Annotated in this window: 16 protein-coding genes and 1 tRNA gene; 12 read left to right on the forward strand and 5 right to left on the reverse strand. The window is 63.7% G+C overall.

The genetic code is table 11. The annotated features are described in order from the left end of the window. The first annotated feature begins 31 nt into the window (after positions 1-31). From BG60_RS03655 to BG60_RS03685, 7 genes are all read left to right on the forward strand, one after another. The gene (locus tag BG60_RS03655) at positions 32-676 is read left to right on the forward strand and encodes a LysE family translocator (RefSeq protein WP_008352189.1); all 645 of its coding nucleotides are present in this window, start codon (positions 32-34) and stop codon (positions 674-676) included. A gap of 132 nt (positions 677-808) precedes the next feature. After that, positions 809-1,663, forward strand: a complete 855-nt coding sequence (gene htpX, locus BG60_RS03660) for a zinc metalloprotease HtpX (protein ID WP_008352188.1) — start codon at positions 809-811, stop codon at positions 1,661-1,663. Between the two features lie 153 nt (positions 1,664-1,816). Further along, on the forward strand, positions 1,817-3,235 hold the full coding sequence (rsmB, locus tag BG60_RS03665; protein WP_034470319.1) for a 16S rRNA (cytosine(967)-C(5))-methyltransferase RsmB: 1,419 nt from the start codon (positions 1,817-1,819) through the stop codon (positions 3,233-3,235). Continuing rightward, complete coding sequence (locus BG60_RS03670) at positions 3,232-3,828, forward strand: DUF4390 domain-containing protein (protein WP_008352184.1); 597 nt, start codon at positions 3,232-3,234, stop codon at positions 3,826-3,828. The genes rsmB and BG60_RS03670 overlap by 4 nt, the downstream gene beginning before the upstream one ends. Positions 3,829-3,850: 22 nt before the next feature. Further along, positions 3,851-6,277: a sensor histidine kinase gene (locus tag BG60_RS03675; RefSeq protein ID WP_034470321.1), complete on the forward strand. Its 2,427-nt coding sequence runs from the start codon at positions 3,851-3,853 to the stop codon at positions 6,275-6,277. Beyond that, entirely contained in the window at positions 6,278-6,991 is a 714-nt protein-coding gene (esaR, locus tag BG60_RS03680; RefSeq protein WP_034470324.1) for a response regulator transcription factor EsaR, read from the forward strand. A gap of 83 nt (positions 6,992-7,074) precedes the next feature. Continuing rightward, positions 7,075-7,150 (forward strand) — tRNA-Phe (locus tag BG60_RS03685). Positions 7,151-7,263: 113 nt separating this feature from the next. Here the strand turns inward: BG60_RS03685 and BG60_RS03690 are convergent. Continuing rightward, complete coding sequence (locus BG60_RS03690; RefSeq protein ID WP_144403735.1) at positions 7,264-8,370, reverse strand: glycoside hydrolase family protein; 1,107 nt, start codon at positions 8,368-8,370, stop codon at positions 7,264-7,266. A 679-nt stretch (positions 8,371-9,049) separates the two neighbouring features. On the opposite strand from BG60_RS03690, the gene queC reads away from it, so the two are divergent. The 5 genes from queC to BG60_RS03715 all read left to right on the forward strand — a co-directional run bounded on the left by queC (position 9,050) and on the right by BG60_RS03715 (position 12,525). Then, the gene (gene queC, locus BG60_RS03695; RefSeq protein WP_008352176.1) at positions 9,050-9,784 is read left to right on the forward strand and encodes a 7-cyano-7-deazaguanine synthase QueC; all 735 of its coding nucleotides are present in this window, start codon (positions 9,050-9,052) and stop codon (positions 9,782-9,784) included. Positions 9,785-9,811: 27 nt separating this feature from the next. Next, positions 9,812-10,444: a 7-carboxy-7-deazaguanine synthase gene (gene queE, locus BG60_RS03700; protein WP_008352174.1), complete on the forward strand. Its 633-nt coding sequence runs from the start codon at positions 9,812-9,814 to the stop codon at positions 10,442-10,444. A gap of 5 nt (positions 10,445-10,449) precedes the next feature. Beyond that, entirely contained in the window at positions 10,450-10,896 is a 447-nt protein-coding gene (gene queD / locus BG60_RS03705; protein WP_008352173.1) for a 6-carboxytetrahydropterin synthase QueD, read from the forward strand. Between the two features lie 181 nt (positions 10,897-11,077). Continuing rightward, on the forward strand, positions 11,078-11,860 hold the full coding sequence (locus BG60_RS03710) for an HpcH/HpaI aldolase family protein (protein ID WP_008352171.1): 783 nt from the start codon (positions 11,078-11,080) through the stop codon (positions 11,858-11,860). Beyond that, positions 11,857-12,525: a tetratricopeptide repeat protein gene (locus BG60_RS03715; RefSeq protein ID WP_034470327.1), complete on the forward strand. Its 669-nt coding sequence runs from the start codon at positions 11,857-11,859 to the stop codon at positions 12,523-12,525. The genes BG60_RS03710 and BG60_RS03715 overlap by 4 nt, the downstream gene beginning before the upstream one ends. A 63-nt stretch (positions 12,526-12,588) precedes the next feature. Here the strand turns inward: BG60_RS03715 and rodA are convergent, their stop codons facing one another. The 4 genes from rodA to mreC form a co-directional block, all read right to left on the reverse strand. Next, positions 12,589-13,749 carry a rod shape-determining protein RodA gene (gene rodA / locus BG60_RS03720; protein WP_008352167.1) on the reverse strand — a complete coding sequence of 387 codons (1,161 nt, stop codon included), beginning with the start codon at positions 13,747-13,749 and terminating at the stop codon, positions 12,589-12,591. Between the two features lie 11 nt (positions 13,750-13,760). After that, a complete protein-coding gene (gene mrdA / locus BG60_RS03725) occupies positions 13,761-16,040 on the reverse strand; it encodes a penicillin-binding protein 2 (protein ID WP_008352166.1) in 2,280 nt (759 codons plus the stop codon). Between the two features lie 82 nt (positions 16,041-16,122). Further along, entirely contained in the window at positions 16,123-16,635 is a 513-nt protein-coding gene (gene mreD, locus BG60_RS03730; protein ID WP_008352165.1) for a rod shape-determining protein MreD, read from the reverse strand. Continuing rightward, entirely contained in the window at positions 16,632-17,750 is a 1,119-nt protein-coding gene (mreC, locus tag BG60_RS03735; protein ID WP_034470331.1) for a rod shape-determining protein MreC, read from the reverse strand. The genes mreD and mreC overlap by 4 nt, the downstream gene beginning before the upstream one ends. Positions 17,751-17,905 lie beyond the last annotated feature (155 nt).

Consider the following 17,905-nt stretch of genomic DNA (forward strand, 5'->3'; position numbering starts at 1 on the left):
CAACGCGCGCCTGTCTGTCTGGAGTTTTTCGATGCTCGGCATTACCGGTTTCACCTTCTTTCTCGTCGCCGTCTTTCTTCTCAACGTCACGCCCGGCCCCGATACGGCTTACATCGTCGGACGCAGCGTCGCTCAAGGACGCGGCGCGGGCATCGTTTCGGCGCTCGGGATTTCCGCTGGCTGCATCGTCCATACGCTCGCGTGCGCCTTCGGGTTGACGGCGATTCTCGCTGCATCGGCGACGGCGTTCACGGTCATCAAGATTGCCGGCGCGATTTATCTGATTTATCTCGGCGTGCGCCTCATTTTCGCGAAGCACGACGACACCGAAACCGCGCGCGAGACGCAAAACGAAAAAGCCACGCCGAAATCGCTCGGCCAGCTTTTCGCGCAAGGCTTCGTCACGAACGTGCTGAATCCGAAGGTCGTGTTGTTCTTCGTGTCGTTCTTTCCGCAGTTCGTCGCCGCCGACAGCCAGCACAAGACGCTCGCGTTTCTCGCGCTCGGGGTCGTGTTCATCGCGATGAGCACGGTCTGGAACAGCTTCGTCGCGTGGATCGCGGGCAGCGTCACCGAGCGCTTCGCGGGCAAATCGGGCGTGAAGAAGTGGCTGGATCGCGGGGTCGGCAGCGCGTTCGTCGGACTCGGTATCAAACTCGCGACGACGCATCGATAAATCGCGCAATCTCGGATTGAATTATTTCCGGCTGCCACTATCTAACATTTTGCTTACAATTGTCGTCCCGGTCATGTTGGCCGGGGCAACCGCGCACTTCGCGCACTGCATACAGGGAGAGGAGCTCCGGACATGTTCAACTGGGTCAAAACCGCGATGCTGATGGCTGCGATCACGGCCCTCTTTGTCGTGATCGGCGGAATGATCGGCGGATCGAAGGGCATGATGCTCGCGCTGATCGTCGCGCTCGGCATGAATTTCTTTTCGTACTGGTTCTCGGACAAGATGGTCCTGCGCATGTACAACGCGCAGGAAGTCGACGAAACCACCGCGCCGCAGTTTTATCGCATGGTGCGCGAGCTCGCGACGCGCGCTCAATTGCCGATGCCGCGCGTCTATCTGATCAACGAAGACGCGCCGAACGCGTTCGCCACGGGCCGTAATCCCGAGCACGCGGCGGTCGCGGCGACCACGGGCATTTTGCGCGTGCTGTCCGAGCGTGAAATGCGCGGCGTGATGGCGCACGAACTGGCGCACGTGAAGCACCGCGACATCCTGATCTCGACCATCTCCGCGACGATGGCCGGCGCGATTTCCGCGCTCGCGAACTTCGCGATGTTCTTCGGCGGTCGCGACGACGAAGGTCGTCCGGCGAATCCCATCGCGAGCATTCTGGTGGCGATTCTCGCCCCGATCGCGGGTGCGCTGATCCAGATGGCGATTTCCCGCGCGCGCGAATTCGAAGCCGATCGCGGCGGCGCGGAAATTTCGGGCGATCCGCAAGCGCTCGCGAGTGCGCTCGAGAAGATTCACGCATACGCGACCGGCGTGCCGTTCCCGACCGCCGAGCAGCATCCGGCGACTGCGCAGATGATGATCATGAATCCGCTGTCGGGCGGCGGCATCGCGAATCTGTTCTCGACGCACCCGGCGACCGAAGAGCGCGTCGCCCGCCTGATGGAAATGGCGCGCACCGGCCGCTTCTAAAACCTGCAACGTCGTAAAGCAAGGCCGTTCCGGTTACGCCGGAGCGGCCTTTTTCCTGTTCGGCCGCCGCCGTCCGGGCGCGCAATTCCCGCACGTTACAATTCCCCGTTCGCGCGAACTCTGCGCGTCGCCGTTGACCGTCCCCGTTTCGCCATGACCGACAAGCCTTCCCGCCGGCCCGCCGCCGCGCATTTCCGTCTGAGCGCGTTGCGTCTCGCGCCCGATTCGCTCGCGTTCGCGCTCGACAGCGCGGCGCAGGCCGTCGGCGCGGTGCGCGCGGGCTCGGGGCTGCCGGCGGCGTTGCAGACGGTCGTCGCGTCGGCGAAGCACGCGAGCGCGCGCGGGGCGGTGCAGGACATCGCGTATCGGACCATGCGCCGTCTCGCGCTCGCCGATGCGCTGCTGCACAGGCTCGTGAAGAAGGCGCCGCCGCCGCATGTGGCGAACGTGCTCGTCTGCGCGTTCGCGCTGCTGACCGACGACGAAGCGCATGCCGCTTACTCGCCCTTCACCGTGGTCGATCAGGCGGTGAGCGCGATCGCCGCGCGCCGCGAATTCGCGTTTGCGAAGGGCCTGGTGAACGCGGTGCTGCGCAATTTTCTGCGTGAGCGCGACATGCTGATCGACGAAGCGCGCACAAGCGAAGTCGCGCGCTGGAATTATCCGCAATGGTGGATCGACGCGGTGAAGCGCGGCCAGCCGGATGCCTGGGAGCGCATCCTCGAAGCGGGCAACGCGCAAGGTCCGCTCACGCTTCGCGTGAACGCGCGGCACGCGAGCGTCGACGACTATCTCGCGCGCCTCCGCGACGCGCGTATCGAAGCCGACGCCGCCGGCCTGCACGCGGTGCGCCTGAGAACGCCGATGCCCGTCGATCGCATTCCCGGGTTCGACGAAGGCGTCGTGTCGGTGCAGGACGCCGGCGCGCAGCTCGCCGCGCAACTGCTCGGCGTGAAGGACGGCATGCGCGTGCTCGATGCCTGCGCCGCGCCGGGCGGCAAGACGGGCCACATTCTCGAACTCGCGAACGTCGATCTGATCGCGCTCGAAAGCGACGCCGAGCGTTCTGGCCGCATCGGACAAAACTTGCAGCGTCTGAAACTCGACGCGCAAATCAAGATCGGCGACGCGGGCGATCCCGCGCAATGGTTCGACGGCGCGCCCTTCGACCGCATTCTCGCGGACGTGCCGTGCTCGGCGTCGGGCATCGTGCGGCGTCATCCGGATATCCGCTGGCTGCGGCGCGCATCGGATATCGATGCGCTCGTCGCCGAGCAAAGGCGCATCGTGAGCGCGCTGTGGCCGCTCGTCGCGAAGGGCGGCGAGCTGCTCTACGTGACGTGCTCCATCTTTCCCGAGGAGGGCGAAGAGCAGGCCCGCTGGTTTGGAACCGCACATGAAGATGCGGTACGATTGGACGCGCCGGGCCAATTGTTGCCGACAGCGGCGCGCGCAAGCGCGGTCGCGGCGCAAGGTTCACCGGACAGTACAAATCTCGCGAGCCCGCATCGGGACGCGGAGACTCTCGCGGACCACGACGGATTCTTCTACGCGCGCTTTCAGAAACGGTGACGATCAAACGCTTTTTTCCGCTTCGGCTCGCGGCCGTCATCTGGACTGCGCTGACGCTCTGGCTGACGTTCGCCGCGGCCGATTCCGCGTTCGCCGAGACGATCGCCGTGCAGCGCGCGTCGCTGCAAGCGGACAATGCCGGCTGGAGCTTGGACGCGCATTTCGACTTCGACCTGAACAACAGCCTCGAAGATGCCGTGAACCGCAGCGTGCCGCTCTATTTCACGATCGACTTCAACCTGTCGAGACCGCGCTGGTACTGGTTCGATGAAGAGCCGGTCAACGTGTCGCAGAGCATCCGTCTGTCATTTCAACCGCTCACGAACGAATATCGCGTGTCGACGGGCGGCCTGCAGTTGCGCTTCGCATCGTTGAACGAAGCGCTCGCGGTCATCAAGCATGTGACTTCATGGCATGTCATCGACCGTAATCAGGTGCATGGCGGCGAAACCTATACCGCATCGGTGCGTATGCAGCTCGACATCGCATTGATGCCCAAGCCGTTCCAGATCGACGCGGTGAACAATCGCGACTGGAACCTTTCCTCGGACTGGAAGCGTTTTACTTTTACGGCGGCAGAACGTGCGAAATAGATTTCGACGCGGCCGCACGGACATGAAGAGTTTCGTCGTCCGCTTGCTGGTCTCCACGGTGGCGCTCACGGCAGTCCTGCTGCTCGTGATGCTCGCGCTCGCGAGCGCGAACACCGAGTTCTTCGACCGCTACTACGGCTGGCTCTACGCGGCGAATGTCGCGGTGGCGATGGTCTTCATGCTGATCGTCATCAGCCTGTTCATCATCATCGTGTCGAGGGTGAGGCAAGGGCGCTTCGGCACGCGCCTGCTCGCCAAGCTCGCGTTCATCTTCGCGCTCGTTGGCGTGGTGCCGGGCGCGATCATCTATGTGGTTTCGTATCAGTTCGTGTCGCGCAGCATCGAGTCGTGGTTCGACGTGAATGTCGAAACCGCGCTCACCTCCGGTCTGACGCTCGGGCGCGGCATGCTCCAGACATCGCTCGCCGATTTCAAGAACCGCGGCCGGCAGATGAGCGATCAGCTCGCGAGCGCCGATCCATCGAGTCTCACGCTGTCGCTTTTGCGGCTGCGCGATCAGTACGGCGTGCAGGACGCCGTCGTGTTCGAGCGGCCGCGCGATCAGTACAACCGCGAGGATCTCGCGGCGAACAACAGTTCGCAACGCGTGCCCGGATTGCGCACGGTCGCGCAGGCATCGGGCAATTACTACGCGCTCCTGCCGGCCAACGAGCCGACCGGCACGATGGTGCGGGAGGCGCAGGATCATCCGTACGGCGCGATCGAAGGCGAGATCGACGGCGATCCGAAATCGAACGGGCCGAAGGGCGCATTGCGATTGCGCGTGCTCACGAAGATTCCCGATCCGACGACGACCACCGAATTTCAGCACGTCGACCGTTTCCTGCAGATCGAGCAGCCTGTGAGCCAGGAGCTCGCGCGCAACGCCGACGCCGTGCAGCGCGCGTATCGCGAATATCAGGAGAAGCGGCTCGGGCGCACCGGCTTGCGCAAGATGTATATCGGCACGCTGACGCTCGCGCTTTTTCTCGCGACCTTCATCGCGATGATGCTCGCGCTCGCGCTCGGCAATCAGCTCGCGCGGCCGTTGTTCCTGCTGGCGCAGGGCACGAAGGAAGTGGCCGAAGGCGACTACACGCCCAAACGCGAGATCAATTCACGCGACGAACTCGGCTTTCTCACGCAGTCCTTCAACGCGATGACGCGCCAGCTTTCCGAGGCGCGCGCGGCGGTCGAGAACAATCGCATCGCACTGGAGCATTCGAAGGCGTATCTGGAGAGCATTCTCGCGAACCTCACCGCGGGCGTGTTCGTGTTCGACCGGCAGTTCCGTCTCTCCACCGCGAATCGCGGCGCGGAGCGCATCTTCCGCCAACCGTTCGCCGCGTTGCTCAATCAGCCGCTCGATCAGATCGAGGTGCTCGCCGAGTTCGGCGCGATGGTCAAAAAGGCGTTCGCCGAGCGCGACGCGGCGGCGGTCGGCAGCGATCATCCTGTCGGCGATCGCGGTCACTGGCAGCAGCAGGTTGCGGTGACGGTGCCGGGCGAGAGCGATCCGCTCACGTTGCTCGTGCGCGGCACGCAGTTGTTGAGAGTGACCGAGAGCGACACCGACGACGCGGAAACCACGGGCTACGTCGTCGTGTTCGACGACATATCGGATGTCATCTCCGCGCAGCGTTCCGTCGCGTGGGGCGAAGTCGCGCGGCGTCTCGCGCACGAGATCAAGAATCCGCTCACGCCTATTCAGCTTTCAGCCGAACGTCTGCAGATGAAGCTCGCCGACAAGCTCGCGCCGCCGGATGCGGACGTGCTGAAGCGCGCATCGACGACCATCGTCAATCAGGTGCAGGCGATGAAGCAGATGGTCGACGACTTCCGCGAATACGCGCGCACGCCGCCCGCGGTGCTCGGCAATCTGCAACTGAACGATCTCGTCGCGGAAGTGCTGACGTTGTACGGCATCGAGGACGGCAAGACGCCGATCAAAGTCGATCTCGCGAAGCTGCCGGTGATACGCGGCGATGCGACGCAGATCCGCCAGGTCATCCACAACTTGTTGCAGAACGCGCAGGATGCGGTGGCCGAAGTCGCGGAGCCGCGCGTGCTGCTCGAAACGAGGACAGTAGAATATGGCGAGCCCGATGCATCGGGTCATGCGCGCGTCGCGGTTCGCCTGACTGTGTCGGACAACGGCTCGGGCTTTCCGGCGCGTATTCTTTCGCGTGCTTTCGAGCCTTACGTGACGACGAAAGCGAAAGGCACGGGCCTGGGACTTGCGACCGTGAAGAAGATCGTCGACGAGCACGGCGCGCGCATCGACATACGCAACCGCTCGAAGAGCGCGGATGTGATCGAAGGCGCGCAGATATCGATTCTGTTTCTACAACTCGCGGACGATACCGCGGCGCCCGGCGCGACGCCTGGCTCCGGTGCGCCGGCGAATCATGGAACGACAAAAGCAACAGTGCAGACAAGGGCAGCGTAAATGGCAACCATCCTGGTGGTAGACGATGAAATGGGGATCCGGGAACTGCTCTCCGAGATCCTGAGCGACGAAGGCCATGTTGTGGAAGTGGCGGAAAACGCGCAGCACGCGCGCGACTACCGTCTACAGCAAACGCCCGATCTCGTTTTGCTCGACATCTGGATGCCCGATACCGACGGCGTAACGCTCCTCAAGGAATGGGCCGCGCAGGGCAAGCTCACGATGCCGGTCATCATGATGTCGGGGCATGCGACTATCGACACGGCCGTCGAGGCGACGAAGATCGGCGCGCTCAACTTCCTCGAAAAGCCGATCGCGCTGCAGAAACTGCTGAAGGCCGTCGAGCAGGGACTCGCGCACGGCACTGCGGCGGCGCCCGCGGCGACGGCGGCGAAGTCTCCGTCGAGCGTGAACGCATCGGGCGTGCCGGTCGCGGCTGCGCTGCCGACGGCATCGGCGCTGAATGCATCGAACGATGCGGCGGCGAGCGGCGCGGCGCAGAATCAGTCCGGGCAGACGGCGTCGATCTCGTTCGATATTCCGTTGCGCGACGCCCGCGATGCGTTCGAACGCGCGTACTTCGAATATCACCTTGCGCGCGAGAACGGCAGCATGACGCGCGTCGCCGAAAAGACGGGGCTGGAGCGCACGCACCTGTATCGCAAGTTGAAGCAGCTCGGCGTCGATCTTGGGAAGAACAAGAACGAGGTGTGAGCGCGGCCCCGGACATTTTCAGAAAAATGCGCAAAGGGGCTTGAGGCGCGGGATAGTCTCTGCTATAGTTTCACCTCTTCGTTGGCCCGGTAGCTCAGTTGGTAGAGCAGCGGATTGAAAATCCGCGTGTCGATGGTTCGATTCCGTCCCAGGCCACCAGAATGCAAGAAGCCCGAGAGTGTTATCGCTCTCGGGCTTTTTCATTTTCCGCATGTGAAAAACGCGCAGTCCGTGTAAGCCGACTGCGCGTTCTTTTTTCAGCGATCCGGCGCTTACTTCGGATTGGCCGCGACGAAATTCTTGAACGCGGTGTAAGACGCCTTCTGCGTTTTGCCGTCGTTCTTCAGCAGGCCGTACGCGCCTTCGCCGCCTGCGGGATCGTCATACAACTGGTACGTCTGAATCGCCTGGATGTTGTACTTCGACGCCAGCGCGACGAACTGCGCCATCATCTTGTTGCCGACGAGATACGACGCGATCTGCTGATCCGAGCCATACCACGGACGCACGCCGTATTCGTTGAGCCAGATCGGCTTGCCGAACTGCTGCAGTGTTCCGAGTACGTCATGGCAACCCGTGCCGCCGCACGCGTTGGTGATGTCGCCCATATCCGAATACCAGTGCCACGCGGTGATGTCCCAGTTCACGACCGGGTGCCCCGTCGTGCCGTCCGGCTGCGTGCCGGCCGCGAGCATCTGATCCACGGCGTAATGCATCCACGTACCGCCGCCCATGATGATCTTGCCGTTCGTATCGACCGACTTCACGCCGGCGATCATGCCGCGAATGACGCCGCGCGCGATCTGGAATTTCGCGTTGTCGAACTGCTGCGGATAGACGCCGTCGACGTTGTTGTAAATCGTCATCGCGTCGAGTTCGTTCGACACTTCGTAGTACGGGTACTTGTAGGCGGTGGCCGTCCAGACGCCCAACTGATAGCCGGCGTTATACGCGTCGGTCTCGGTGTTGAAGTCGATGCTCATCAGCATGACGGGATACACGGTCACGCCGCCCGCTGCCATCGTCTTCGCGATGCCTGCCAGCTTGTTCGCCGATGACTGGTTGTACACCTCGTTCCGATACAGCTTCACGCCGAGATCCTGCAACTGCGAGAGCTGCACTGCCGGGCTGGAGATGTCGTACGCGCCGCCTTCGTTGTTGTGACCGTTGGCGCCGTAGAAGATCGTGCTCGTGGTTGTCGCGGCCGCCGCCTTGCGGCTCGCCGCGGCTGTGGTCGATGCGGTGTCGAGCGCGTCGTTGCCGCCGCCTCCGCACGCTGCCAGCAACACGCTGGTTGCCACGGCAGCGGTGATAAGGCTCGCCTTGGGTGCCCGTAATGCGTCAATGACGCGCAAGCTGGTCTGAATGTATTTTTTCATTGTATGTACTACTGATGGAGATGTTGTGTATCGGTGAAGTAGGTACGTCTTCAGGAGCGCCGTGAGCCGAAAGGGCGGATCGGAAACGGACCTGCGGTCCCGCTTAACCCTGCGGGAGGGTTTCAAGCCGAGTAATTTCGAAGTGCGAATTAACGGCGGCCGTCAGTCGACGGGGCTTTGATGGCGCGCCAGTGTCCTGCAACGAAACGAAAAAAATACCTGAAACTGTAACGAGGCCGCGCCAATTTGTTACATGTATAACGGCGCGCGTGTTGGCGGGTTTAGAGAATTCGTCGGAATTGCCGACTTATTTCTTCCGATGATGGCACGAATTACCGGTTCCCCGCGCGCCAGCGCGCCGAGCTCGGCGAACAACCGCCCTCCGTGTTAAAATTCGCGCCGAATTAAGGACTTGCCTCGTCCTCGGACCCCGCAAGTCCTTTTCTTTTCGGCGCTCCGAATTGCTCGTGCGACGCGCCGGAACATTCGTCCGGCGCTGGTCATCCGTCTCGCATTCCGCTATCGGCGGCATAAAAGGCGTGCGCTTCCGGGCGAAGGCCGCCGGCCTATACTGGACTCGCGGGCGTCTTGCCCGCGCCGCTCGTCGCGAAGTCCGGTCACTCCGACTGCCTGTGCGGCGTGCGACGCCATCAAATTCACGGAGTACGGAGTTTTCACGGTGACTCGGATAGACGCTAAAGACAGCGCGCTCGTGCTGTTCTCCGGCGGCCAGGACTCGGCCACGTGCCTCGCCTGGGCGCTCGAACGTTACAAGACGGTAGAGACGCTCGGTTTCGATTACGGACAGCGCCATCGCGTGGAACTCGAGTGCCGCGAAGGCTTTCGCGCCGCGATCGTGCGCGAGTTTCCGCAATGGGCCGAACGGCTGGGCGAAGATCACATGATCGATCTGTCCGTGCTCGGCGCGATCAGCGATACCGCGATGACGCGCGAGATCGAGATTCAGGCGACCGCGAACGGCCTGCCCAACACGTTCGTGCCGGGCCGCAATCTGCTGTTCATGACGATTGCTGCAGCAGTGGCGTATCGGCGCGGGCTGAAGGTGCTGGTCGGCGGCATGTGCGAGACAGACTTCTCCGGCTATCCGGATTGCCGCGACGACACGATGAAAGCGCTGCAAGTCGCGCTCAATCTCGGCATGGAAACGCGCTACGCGCTCGAAACGCCGCTGATGTGGCTCGACAAGGCCGATACCTGGCGGCTCGCGGAAACGCTCGGCGGCGAGGCGCTCGTCGAACTGGTGCGCGTCGAGACGCACACTTGCTATGTCGGCGAGCGCGCGGAATTGCACGACTGGGGCTTCGGCTGCGGCCAATGCCCGGCATGCAAACTGCGCAAACGTGGTTATGAGGCGTATCGCGCGGGCGAGCAGGTCGATACCGCGCCGGTCTGATTTTTTTTAGAGGTTCACAGAGCAGTCATGACGTACGCGGTAAAGGAAATTTTCTACACGTTGCAGGGCGAAGGCGCCAATGCCGGGCGTCCGGCCGTGTTCTGCCGTTTCGCGGGCTGCAATCTGTGGTCGGGGCGCGAGGAAGATCGCGCGGACGCCGTCTGCCAGTTTTGCGACACCGATTTCGTCGGCACCGATGGCGAAAACGGTGGCAAGTACAAAACGCCTGCGGAACTCGTCGCGAAGATCGCATCGCTGTGGCCGGAAGGCGAGGCGCACAAATTCGTCGTGTGCACGGGCGGCGAGCCGATGCTGCAGATCGACCAGCCGTTCGTCGATGCGCTGCACGAAGCCGGCTTCGAAATGGCGATCGAAACGAACGGTTCGCTGCCGGTGCTCGAGAGCATCGACTGGATTTGCGTGAGTCCGAAAGCCGACGCGCCGCTTGTCGTGACGAAAGGCAACGAGCTGAAAGTCGTGGTGCCGCAGGACAACCAGCGTCTTGCCGAGTACGAAAAGCTCGACTTCGAATACTTTCTCGTGCAACCGATGGACAACGCATCGCGCGACATCAACACGAAGCTCGCGATCGACTGGTGCAAGCGGCATCCGAAGTGGCGCCTGTCGATGCAGACGCACAAATACCTGAATATCCCCTGAACGCCGTGCAGACGATTACCCGAAAACTCGAATTCGATGCGGGCCACCGCATTCCCGATCACCGCAGCCAGTGCCGCAATCTGCACGGGCATCGCTACGTGCTCGAAATCACGCTGCAAGGCGATCTCGTCGATGTGGAAGGCGCGCCCGATCGCGGCATGGTGATGGACTTCGCCGACGTGAAAGCGCTCGCGATGGAGCATCTCGTCAACAAATGGGATCACGCGTTCATCGTCTACGAGGGCGATGTCAAGGTGCGCGAATTTCTGCAGACGCTGTCGGATCACAAGACCGTCGTGCTCGATCGCATTCCGACCGTCGAGAACCTCGCGGCCGTCGCGTTCAACATTCTCGCGGAAGTCTATGACGCGCACTACGGCGTCAATCTCAAGCTGAAGCGCGTGCGTCTGTACGAAACGCCGAACTGCTGGGCCGACGTCGCGCGCGGCTGATTTCAGGCGTGCGCGCGGCCGGAAGCACCTCCGGCGCGCGTGCTTTTGTCACGGTATGATCGTCCGATGAGTCGCCCATCCTCCGAGGCGGCGAGACACGGAGCGCACGCATGCCGTCACTTCATCCGTTTTTCCAGTGGCCGCGCGTGGCCGTCCTTCAAACGCTCGAAGGAGACGCGCGATGAGCACCTTCACCAATCCCCTCAAGCAGCGCTTCTCCGAACCGGGCACGTTGTTCGGCCTGTGGCTGTCGCTCGGCAGCGCCGATGCCGCCGAAGCGCTCGCGCACGCGGGCTTCGACTGGCTCTGCATCGACATGGAGCACTCGCCGAACGATAGCGCCGACGTCGTCGCCCAGTTGCGCGCGATCGCCGCCGCGCATCTGCCGAGCGAGCCGATCGTGCGCGTGCCGGCGAACGAAGGCTGGCTCGTCAAGCGCGCGCTCGACGCAGGCGCGCGCACGCTGATGTTCCCGAACGTGCAATCGGCGGAAGAGGCGGCGCGCATCGTGAGGCTGACGCAATATCCGACCGAAGCGGCGCTGCACGGCCTGCGCGGCGTGGCGGGCGCGGTGCGCGCGGCGGCATACGGTATGCGTCGCGATTACATGGCGAGCGCGAATGCGCAGATTGCGACGATCGTGCAGATCGAATCGGTCGCGGCGCTCGAAGCCGTCGATGAAATTGCCGCGACGCCGGGCGTCGATTGCCTGTTCATCGGGCCGGCGGATCTGGCCGCGAGCCTCGGTCATCTCGGCGACGGCAAGCATCCGGATGTGCAGGCGGCGATCACGAAGATCGTCGACGCGGCGAATCGCGCGGGCATCGCGAGCGGCATCTTCGCACTCGATGCCGCGAGCGCGAAGCAGTACGCGCAGGCGGGCATCAAGCTCGTCGCGATCGGCGCGGATGTAATGTGGCTGTTGAAGGCGACGCGTCAGGCGTTGCAGGAGGCGAGATCATGAAAGCCGCCGCCGCTGCGATCATCGCGCTGGCGCTCGCCGGTGCGGCCCGCGCCGACAACGCGCCGAAGCCGACCGACATCGCGACGCAAAACGCCGTCGCCGATTACAACGCGGGCAATTTCGTCGCGGCGCGCTCGGAGTTTCGGCGTGCGGCGCAAAGAGGCAGCCGCCTCGCCGAATTCAACTACGCGATGATGCTGCTCAACGGCGAGGGCGGCCCGGCGGATGTGCCCGAAGGCAAGAAATGGCTGCGCCGCGCCGCCGACGCCAACATGACGCACGCGCAATACGTGTACGGCAAGATGTACGACGACGGCCAGTTCGTCGAGAAAGATCCGGCGGAGGCGCATCGCTGGTTCCTGCGCGCGGCGAATCAGGGTCACGTACAGGCCGAACTCGCGCTCGCCAACCAGTTCCTCGACGGACGCGGCACCGCGCGCGACAACACGCAGGCGTTCACCTGGTACAAGAAGGCTGCGGAAGGCGGCGACATGACGGCGCAATACGTCGCGGGATCGTTCTACGAGCGCGGCGGCGATGGCGTCGAACGCAATCTGAATGTCGCGCGGGCTTATTACGCGGCAGCGGCCGCGCAGGGCGATCCGGCGGCGAAGCTCAAGTATCTGCAGCTCAGCACCGAACTCGAGCAGCAGAAGCCGCAGTGACGGCGCGCGTCGATAAAAAAAACCGCGGTCGAAGCCGCGGCTCATGTGGCGGAAGATAGCCCGCTAACTCTGCATCAACCGCTTTTGCCGCGCGACGCTCATGATGAGCCCGGCCGCGACGCCGAGCGTCGTCAGCGCGGTTCCGCCGTAACTCATGAAGGGCAGCGGCACGCCGACCACCGGCAGGATCCCGCTCACCATGCCGATGTTGACGAACGCGTAAGTAAAGAACGCGAGCGTGAGCGATCCCGCCAATAATCGCCCGAAGAAGGTCGCTCCGTTCGCCGCGATGAACAGTCCGCGCGCGATGAGCGCCATATAAAGAAAGAGCAGCACGAGCCCGCCCGCGAGCCCGAACTCTTCGGAGAACACGGCGAAAATGAAGTCGGTGTGTTTCTCGGGGATGAACTCGAGGTGCGCCTGCGTGCCCTTCAGCCAGCCCTTGCCGAGCGTGCCGCCGGAGCCGATCGCGATCACCGCCTGAATCGTGTGGAAGCCTTTGCCGAGCGGATCGGAAGTCGGATCGAGCAGCGTGCAGATGCGATGCTTCTGGTAGTCGTGCATCATCGGCCAGACGACTTCGGGCTGACAAATCTTTTCCTGGAACGTCGCGACGCCCGCCACCGCGATGACGCCCGCGATCAGCACCGGCAGGATCAGCTTGAAACTCAGCCCCGCGAAATAGATGACGAACATGCCCGCCGCGAACACGAGCACGGCGGTGCCGAGGTCCGGCTGCTTCGCGATCAGGCCGACGGGCAGCATCAGAATGAGAAAGCCGACGATGTAATCCCACCAGCGAATGTTGCTTTCGCGCTTCTGGTAGTACCACGCGAGCATCAGCGGCATCGCGATCTTCATGATTTCCGATGGCTGGATCACCACGCCGACATTGAGCCAGCGCTTCGCGCCCTTGCGCGTCAGGCCGAACGCGGCGACCGCGATCAGCAACGCGACGCCGACCGTATAGAGCGGCACGGCGAAGCGCATCAGCGTTTGCGGCGGAATGTTGGCGAGTATCCACATCAGGCCGAAGGTCAGCATGATGTTGCGCAACTGGTCTTCGACGCGGCCCGGCATGTCGAGGCTGGCGCTATAGAGCGTCACGATTCCGACGCCGAGCAGCAGGAACACGATCAGCGCGAGCGGCTTGTCGAAGCCCGCGAACATGCGCTTGGCGCGGTCCAGCAGCTCGCGCTTGTCGAATTGGACGTGCAGTTGCATGGCGGTTTCCTTTACTCGTCGATGCCGCCGGACGGCGCGAGAACGCGCACCCCGTCGTTTTCGTTGCTGCGCACCATGGTGGGCGTCGGCTCGCTCGGGCGCTTCTTCGGCGCGGGCGATCGGCCGGGCGTCGATGCAGGCACCGCAGCCGCAGGCGCAGCGGGCGGCGCCGACGCAGCGCGCGGTTTCGAGACTTTCGGAGCGGATGCCGCAGGCGCCGACGCCGCCTTCGCGACATCCGGATTCGACGCCGCTTGCGGCGAAAACGCCGGCGACGAATTCGCGACCGACGCGGGCAGCGCGACGGCGGCGGGCGGTTGCGTGCCGCCGATGACCGGCACGGTCGCTTCGGTCGTGGCCGAAGCCGCCGCTGCGACCGCCGCCGCTTCCGCGCCCGGCTTGAGACGGTCGACGAGGTAATAGTCGAGCACCTTGCGCGCGATCGGACCGGCGGACTCCGCGCCCCAGCCGCCGTTTTCGACGATCAGCGCGATCGCGATCTTCGGCTGCTCCGCCGGCGCGAACGCGATGAACAACGCATGGTCCCGCAGATGCTCGGCCGTTCCGCCGTGGCCCCGATAGTTCGCGCCCTGCAGCGAATAGACCTGTGCCGTGCCCGTCTTGCCCGCCGCGAGATAGGGCGCACCCGCGAAAACCTTCGCTGCCGTGCCGTTCGTCACGACGCCTTCCATTGCGTGCTTGATGACGTCGATGTCCTTCTGCTGCACCGGAATCTTGTTGCTCGGATCGCGCACGACCGCGCGCAGGTCCTTGTTGATCGGATTCTCGATGTTGCGCACGAGGTGCGGCTTCATCACGACGCCGTTATTCGCGAGCGTCGCCGTCGCGTGCGCGAGTTGCAGGATCGTGAACGAGTTGTAGCCCTGCCCGATGCCGAGACTGATCGTCTCGCCTTCGTACCATTTCTGCTGCTCGGGCTTGCGGTACGCCTTGCGCTTCCATTCCGTCGACGGAAGAATGCCCTTCGCCTCGCCCGCGATATCGATGCCGGTGATCTGGCCGAAGCCCCACGGCTTCATGAAGCCGGCCATCGCATTGACGCCGAGATCGCGCGCGAGCATGTAGAAGTACGTGTCGTTCGACACGACGATCGCGCGGTTCATGTCCACCCAGCCCTGACCCGAGCGCACGTCGTTGCGGAACGTGTGGCCGCCGAACGTGAAGTAGCCCGGATCCTGGAAGCCCCAGCCCGGCGTGCGCTTGTGCAGCGACAACGCGGCGAGCGCCATGAACGGCTTGTAAGTCGAGCCCGGCGGATACGTGCCGTGCAGCGGACGATTCAAGAGCGGATGATCCGGCGAATTGTTGAGCGCGTCCCAGGTTTGCTGATCGATGCCGTCGACGAACGAATTCGGATCGAAACTCGGCGCGGAGACGAATGCGAGCACGTCGCCGGTCGATGGCTCGATCGCGACGAGCGCGCCGCGCTTGCCCGCGAATGCCTGCTCCGCGACCTGCTGCAAGCCGATATCCAGCGACAACTGCAAATTGTTGCCCGGCGTCGCCTGCGTGCGCGACATCGTGCGTACCGGACGGCCGCCCGCGGTCACTTCCACTTCCTCGAAACCGGTCAGGCCGTGCAGCTCCGTTTCGTAGCTCTGCTCGACGCCGATCTTGCCGACGTAATCCGTGCCCTTGTAATTGTTGGCGTCGAGGCGCGGATCGTAGTGATCCGAGCTTTCGTCGTTGGCGTCGCTCGCGTCGTCGATGCGCTCCTGATCGCGCTGCGAAATGCGCCCGATATAGCCGATCACATGCGCTGCGGTCGTGCCGAGCGGATATTGGCGGAACAGGCGCGCGCGCACTTCGACGCCGGGAAAGCGGAAACGCTGCGCCGTGAACTTGGCGACCTCCTCGTCGGTGAGACGCGTGCGAATCGGCAGGCTTTCGAAATTCTTCGAGTCCTCGAGAAGCTTCTTAAAACGGCGGCGGTCGCGCGCGTCGATCGGAATGACTTGCGACAGCTCGTCGATGGTTTCGTCGAGCGTGCCGTTGATCTTGGAGCGCGTGATTTCGAGCGTGTACGCCGAATAGTTCTTCGCCAGCACGACCCCGTTGCGGTCGGTGATGATGCCGCGATTCGGCACGATCGGCGCGACCGAAATGCGGTTCTCGTTTGCCTGCAACGAGTATTTGCTGAAATGCCAGACCTGCAGATAGAGGAAGCGCAGCCCGATCAGCCCGAAGCAGATGAACACGAACAGTCCCGCCGCCGCGACGCGCAGGCGGAACTTCGACAACTGTTGCTCGGTGTTCTTGATTTCGGTCATGCAGCTTTCGCGGTGTGCTCGCGATTCAAGTGTAGTTCGCGCGCGGCGGTTTTTTCGCCGACCCGGCGCCGCGCGGCAAGACTCAGATTGGACGCGTATCGTCCGGGTCGGCGGCGCGGCGTTGCGGCATCAGCAGGAGGAAGCTCGCGATCGGCCAGAGCAGCGCTTCGACGAATCCGTTGATGAGATAGCTCCAGCCGGGGAACGCGGCGCCCGTCATGAGGCGGATGATGAAAGGCACGAGATGCGCGCCCACCAGCAGCGGCGCGACGACGAACATCTGCACGGGCAGTGTCATCCACAGCACGCGGCGATGAATCGTGATCGCGCCGTACGAAAGCAGCGTGTAGGCCAGCGCGTGTTCGCCAAGGAGATTCGCGTTGTGCACGTCCATCAGGATGCCGAGCATGAACGCGATGCCCATGCCGACCTTGCGCGGTTGATGCACGTTCCAGAACAGCAGCACGAGCGCGACGAAATCCGGCACGCCGATGAGCCGTCCCCACGGCATGAGGTTCAGCAGGAACGCGGCGGCCAGGCTGAACGTGATGAAGTACGGATTGACCGGCTGCAGGATGTATTGCGGACGGTTCATCGCGCGGCTCCCGATGATGCGGGTTTCGGCGCATGCGCCTTCTTCGACGGTTTCGCCGCCGCGCCCGATGCAGCTTTCGGCTCGGCCGCCTTCTCCGACGGCTTCGCGGGCGCGGGCGCTGCCGGTGTTGCAGCCGCTGGCGCAGAACCCGGCACCGGAGCGGAAGCGCCGCTCGCGCCCGCTGCGGCGGCAGCCTTCGGCGCGGGCTTCTTCTTGCCCTTGTTTTCCTTCGCTTCCTTGGCGGCCGCAGCTGCTTCGACTTCGACCGGATTCGGCGGCTGATTCAAGTTGTAGTGCAGCACGAGCAACTGGCGCGCGCCGCGCACGGCCGCGATCGGCACGCAGACGACGCGCGCGAACGCCGTATCCGCCTGCTTGTCGACGCGCAGCACCTTCGCGACCGGCAGTCCCGGCGGATAGATGCCGTCGAGGCCGCTCGTCACGAGTTCGTCGCCGGCTTGGACGTCGGCGCTGATCGGCACGAAGCGAAGATCGAGCGTGTCGCCCTTCGGCGTGCCGTAAATCACGCTGCGCAAGCCGGTGCGCGAGATCTGGACGGGCACGGCCTGGTCTTTATCGGTGAGCAGCGTGACTTCGGATTGCAGCGGAAACACGCGCGTCACCTGACCGATCACGCCGTCTTCGGTGACGACGGGCGCGCCGTCCTGGATATTCTGCTGCGAACCCTTGCCGATCACGACTTTCTGCGTGAACGGATCGCGCGTGTCGTATTGAATTTCGGCGGGCGTTTCTTCGGTCGTTGCGCGGGATTGCAGATTCAGCAGCGCGCGCAGATGCGCGTTCTCGATGGCGAGCTGGGCCGCGTCGCCCGCCTTGACGGAAAGCTCCAGATTCTTGTCGCTGAGCTTGCGGTTTTCGCTGCGCAGCGTCGCGCTGGTCACGGCGAGATCGGCGGCGCCCATGAAGATGTCGCGCGGCACCAGCGCCGCGCGCTGCAACGGATACAGCCCGGCGCCGAGCATCCCGCGAACGATTTCCAGCGTGCTGAAGCGAGCGTCCGAGATGAGCAGCGCGATGGCGAGCACCACGAAGAAAATCAGGCGCGCGAGCGCGGAAGGGCCTTGCTTGAAAAGGGGCGGCGGACTGTATTCCATGGTCGGCGCCGAGGGCGTGAACGGATGGATCGATGCTGCAGGTCACTTCGCCGGCGGCGAAACCTGCCCTACGCTGTTCCGACAACGGCCCGGACAGAGGCCGGGCCATGCGCGCGTCGCGTTACGCGGGTGCTTGCAAGCGTGCTTCGGGGTTG

The organism is Caballeronia zhejiangensis (assembly GCF_000698575.1).
Taxonomy (GTDB): domain Bacteria; phylum Pseudomonadota; class Gammaproteobacteria; order Burkholderiales; family Burkholderiaceae; genus Caballeronia; species Caballeronia zhejiangensis.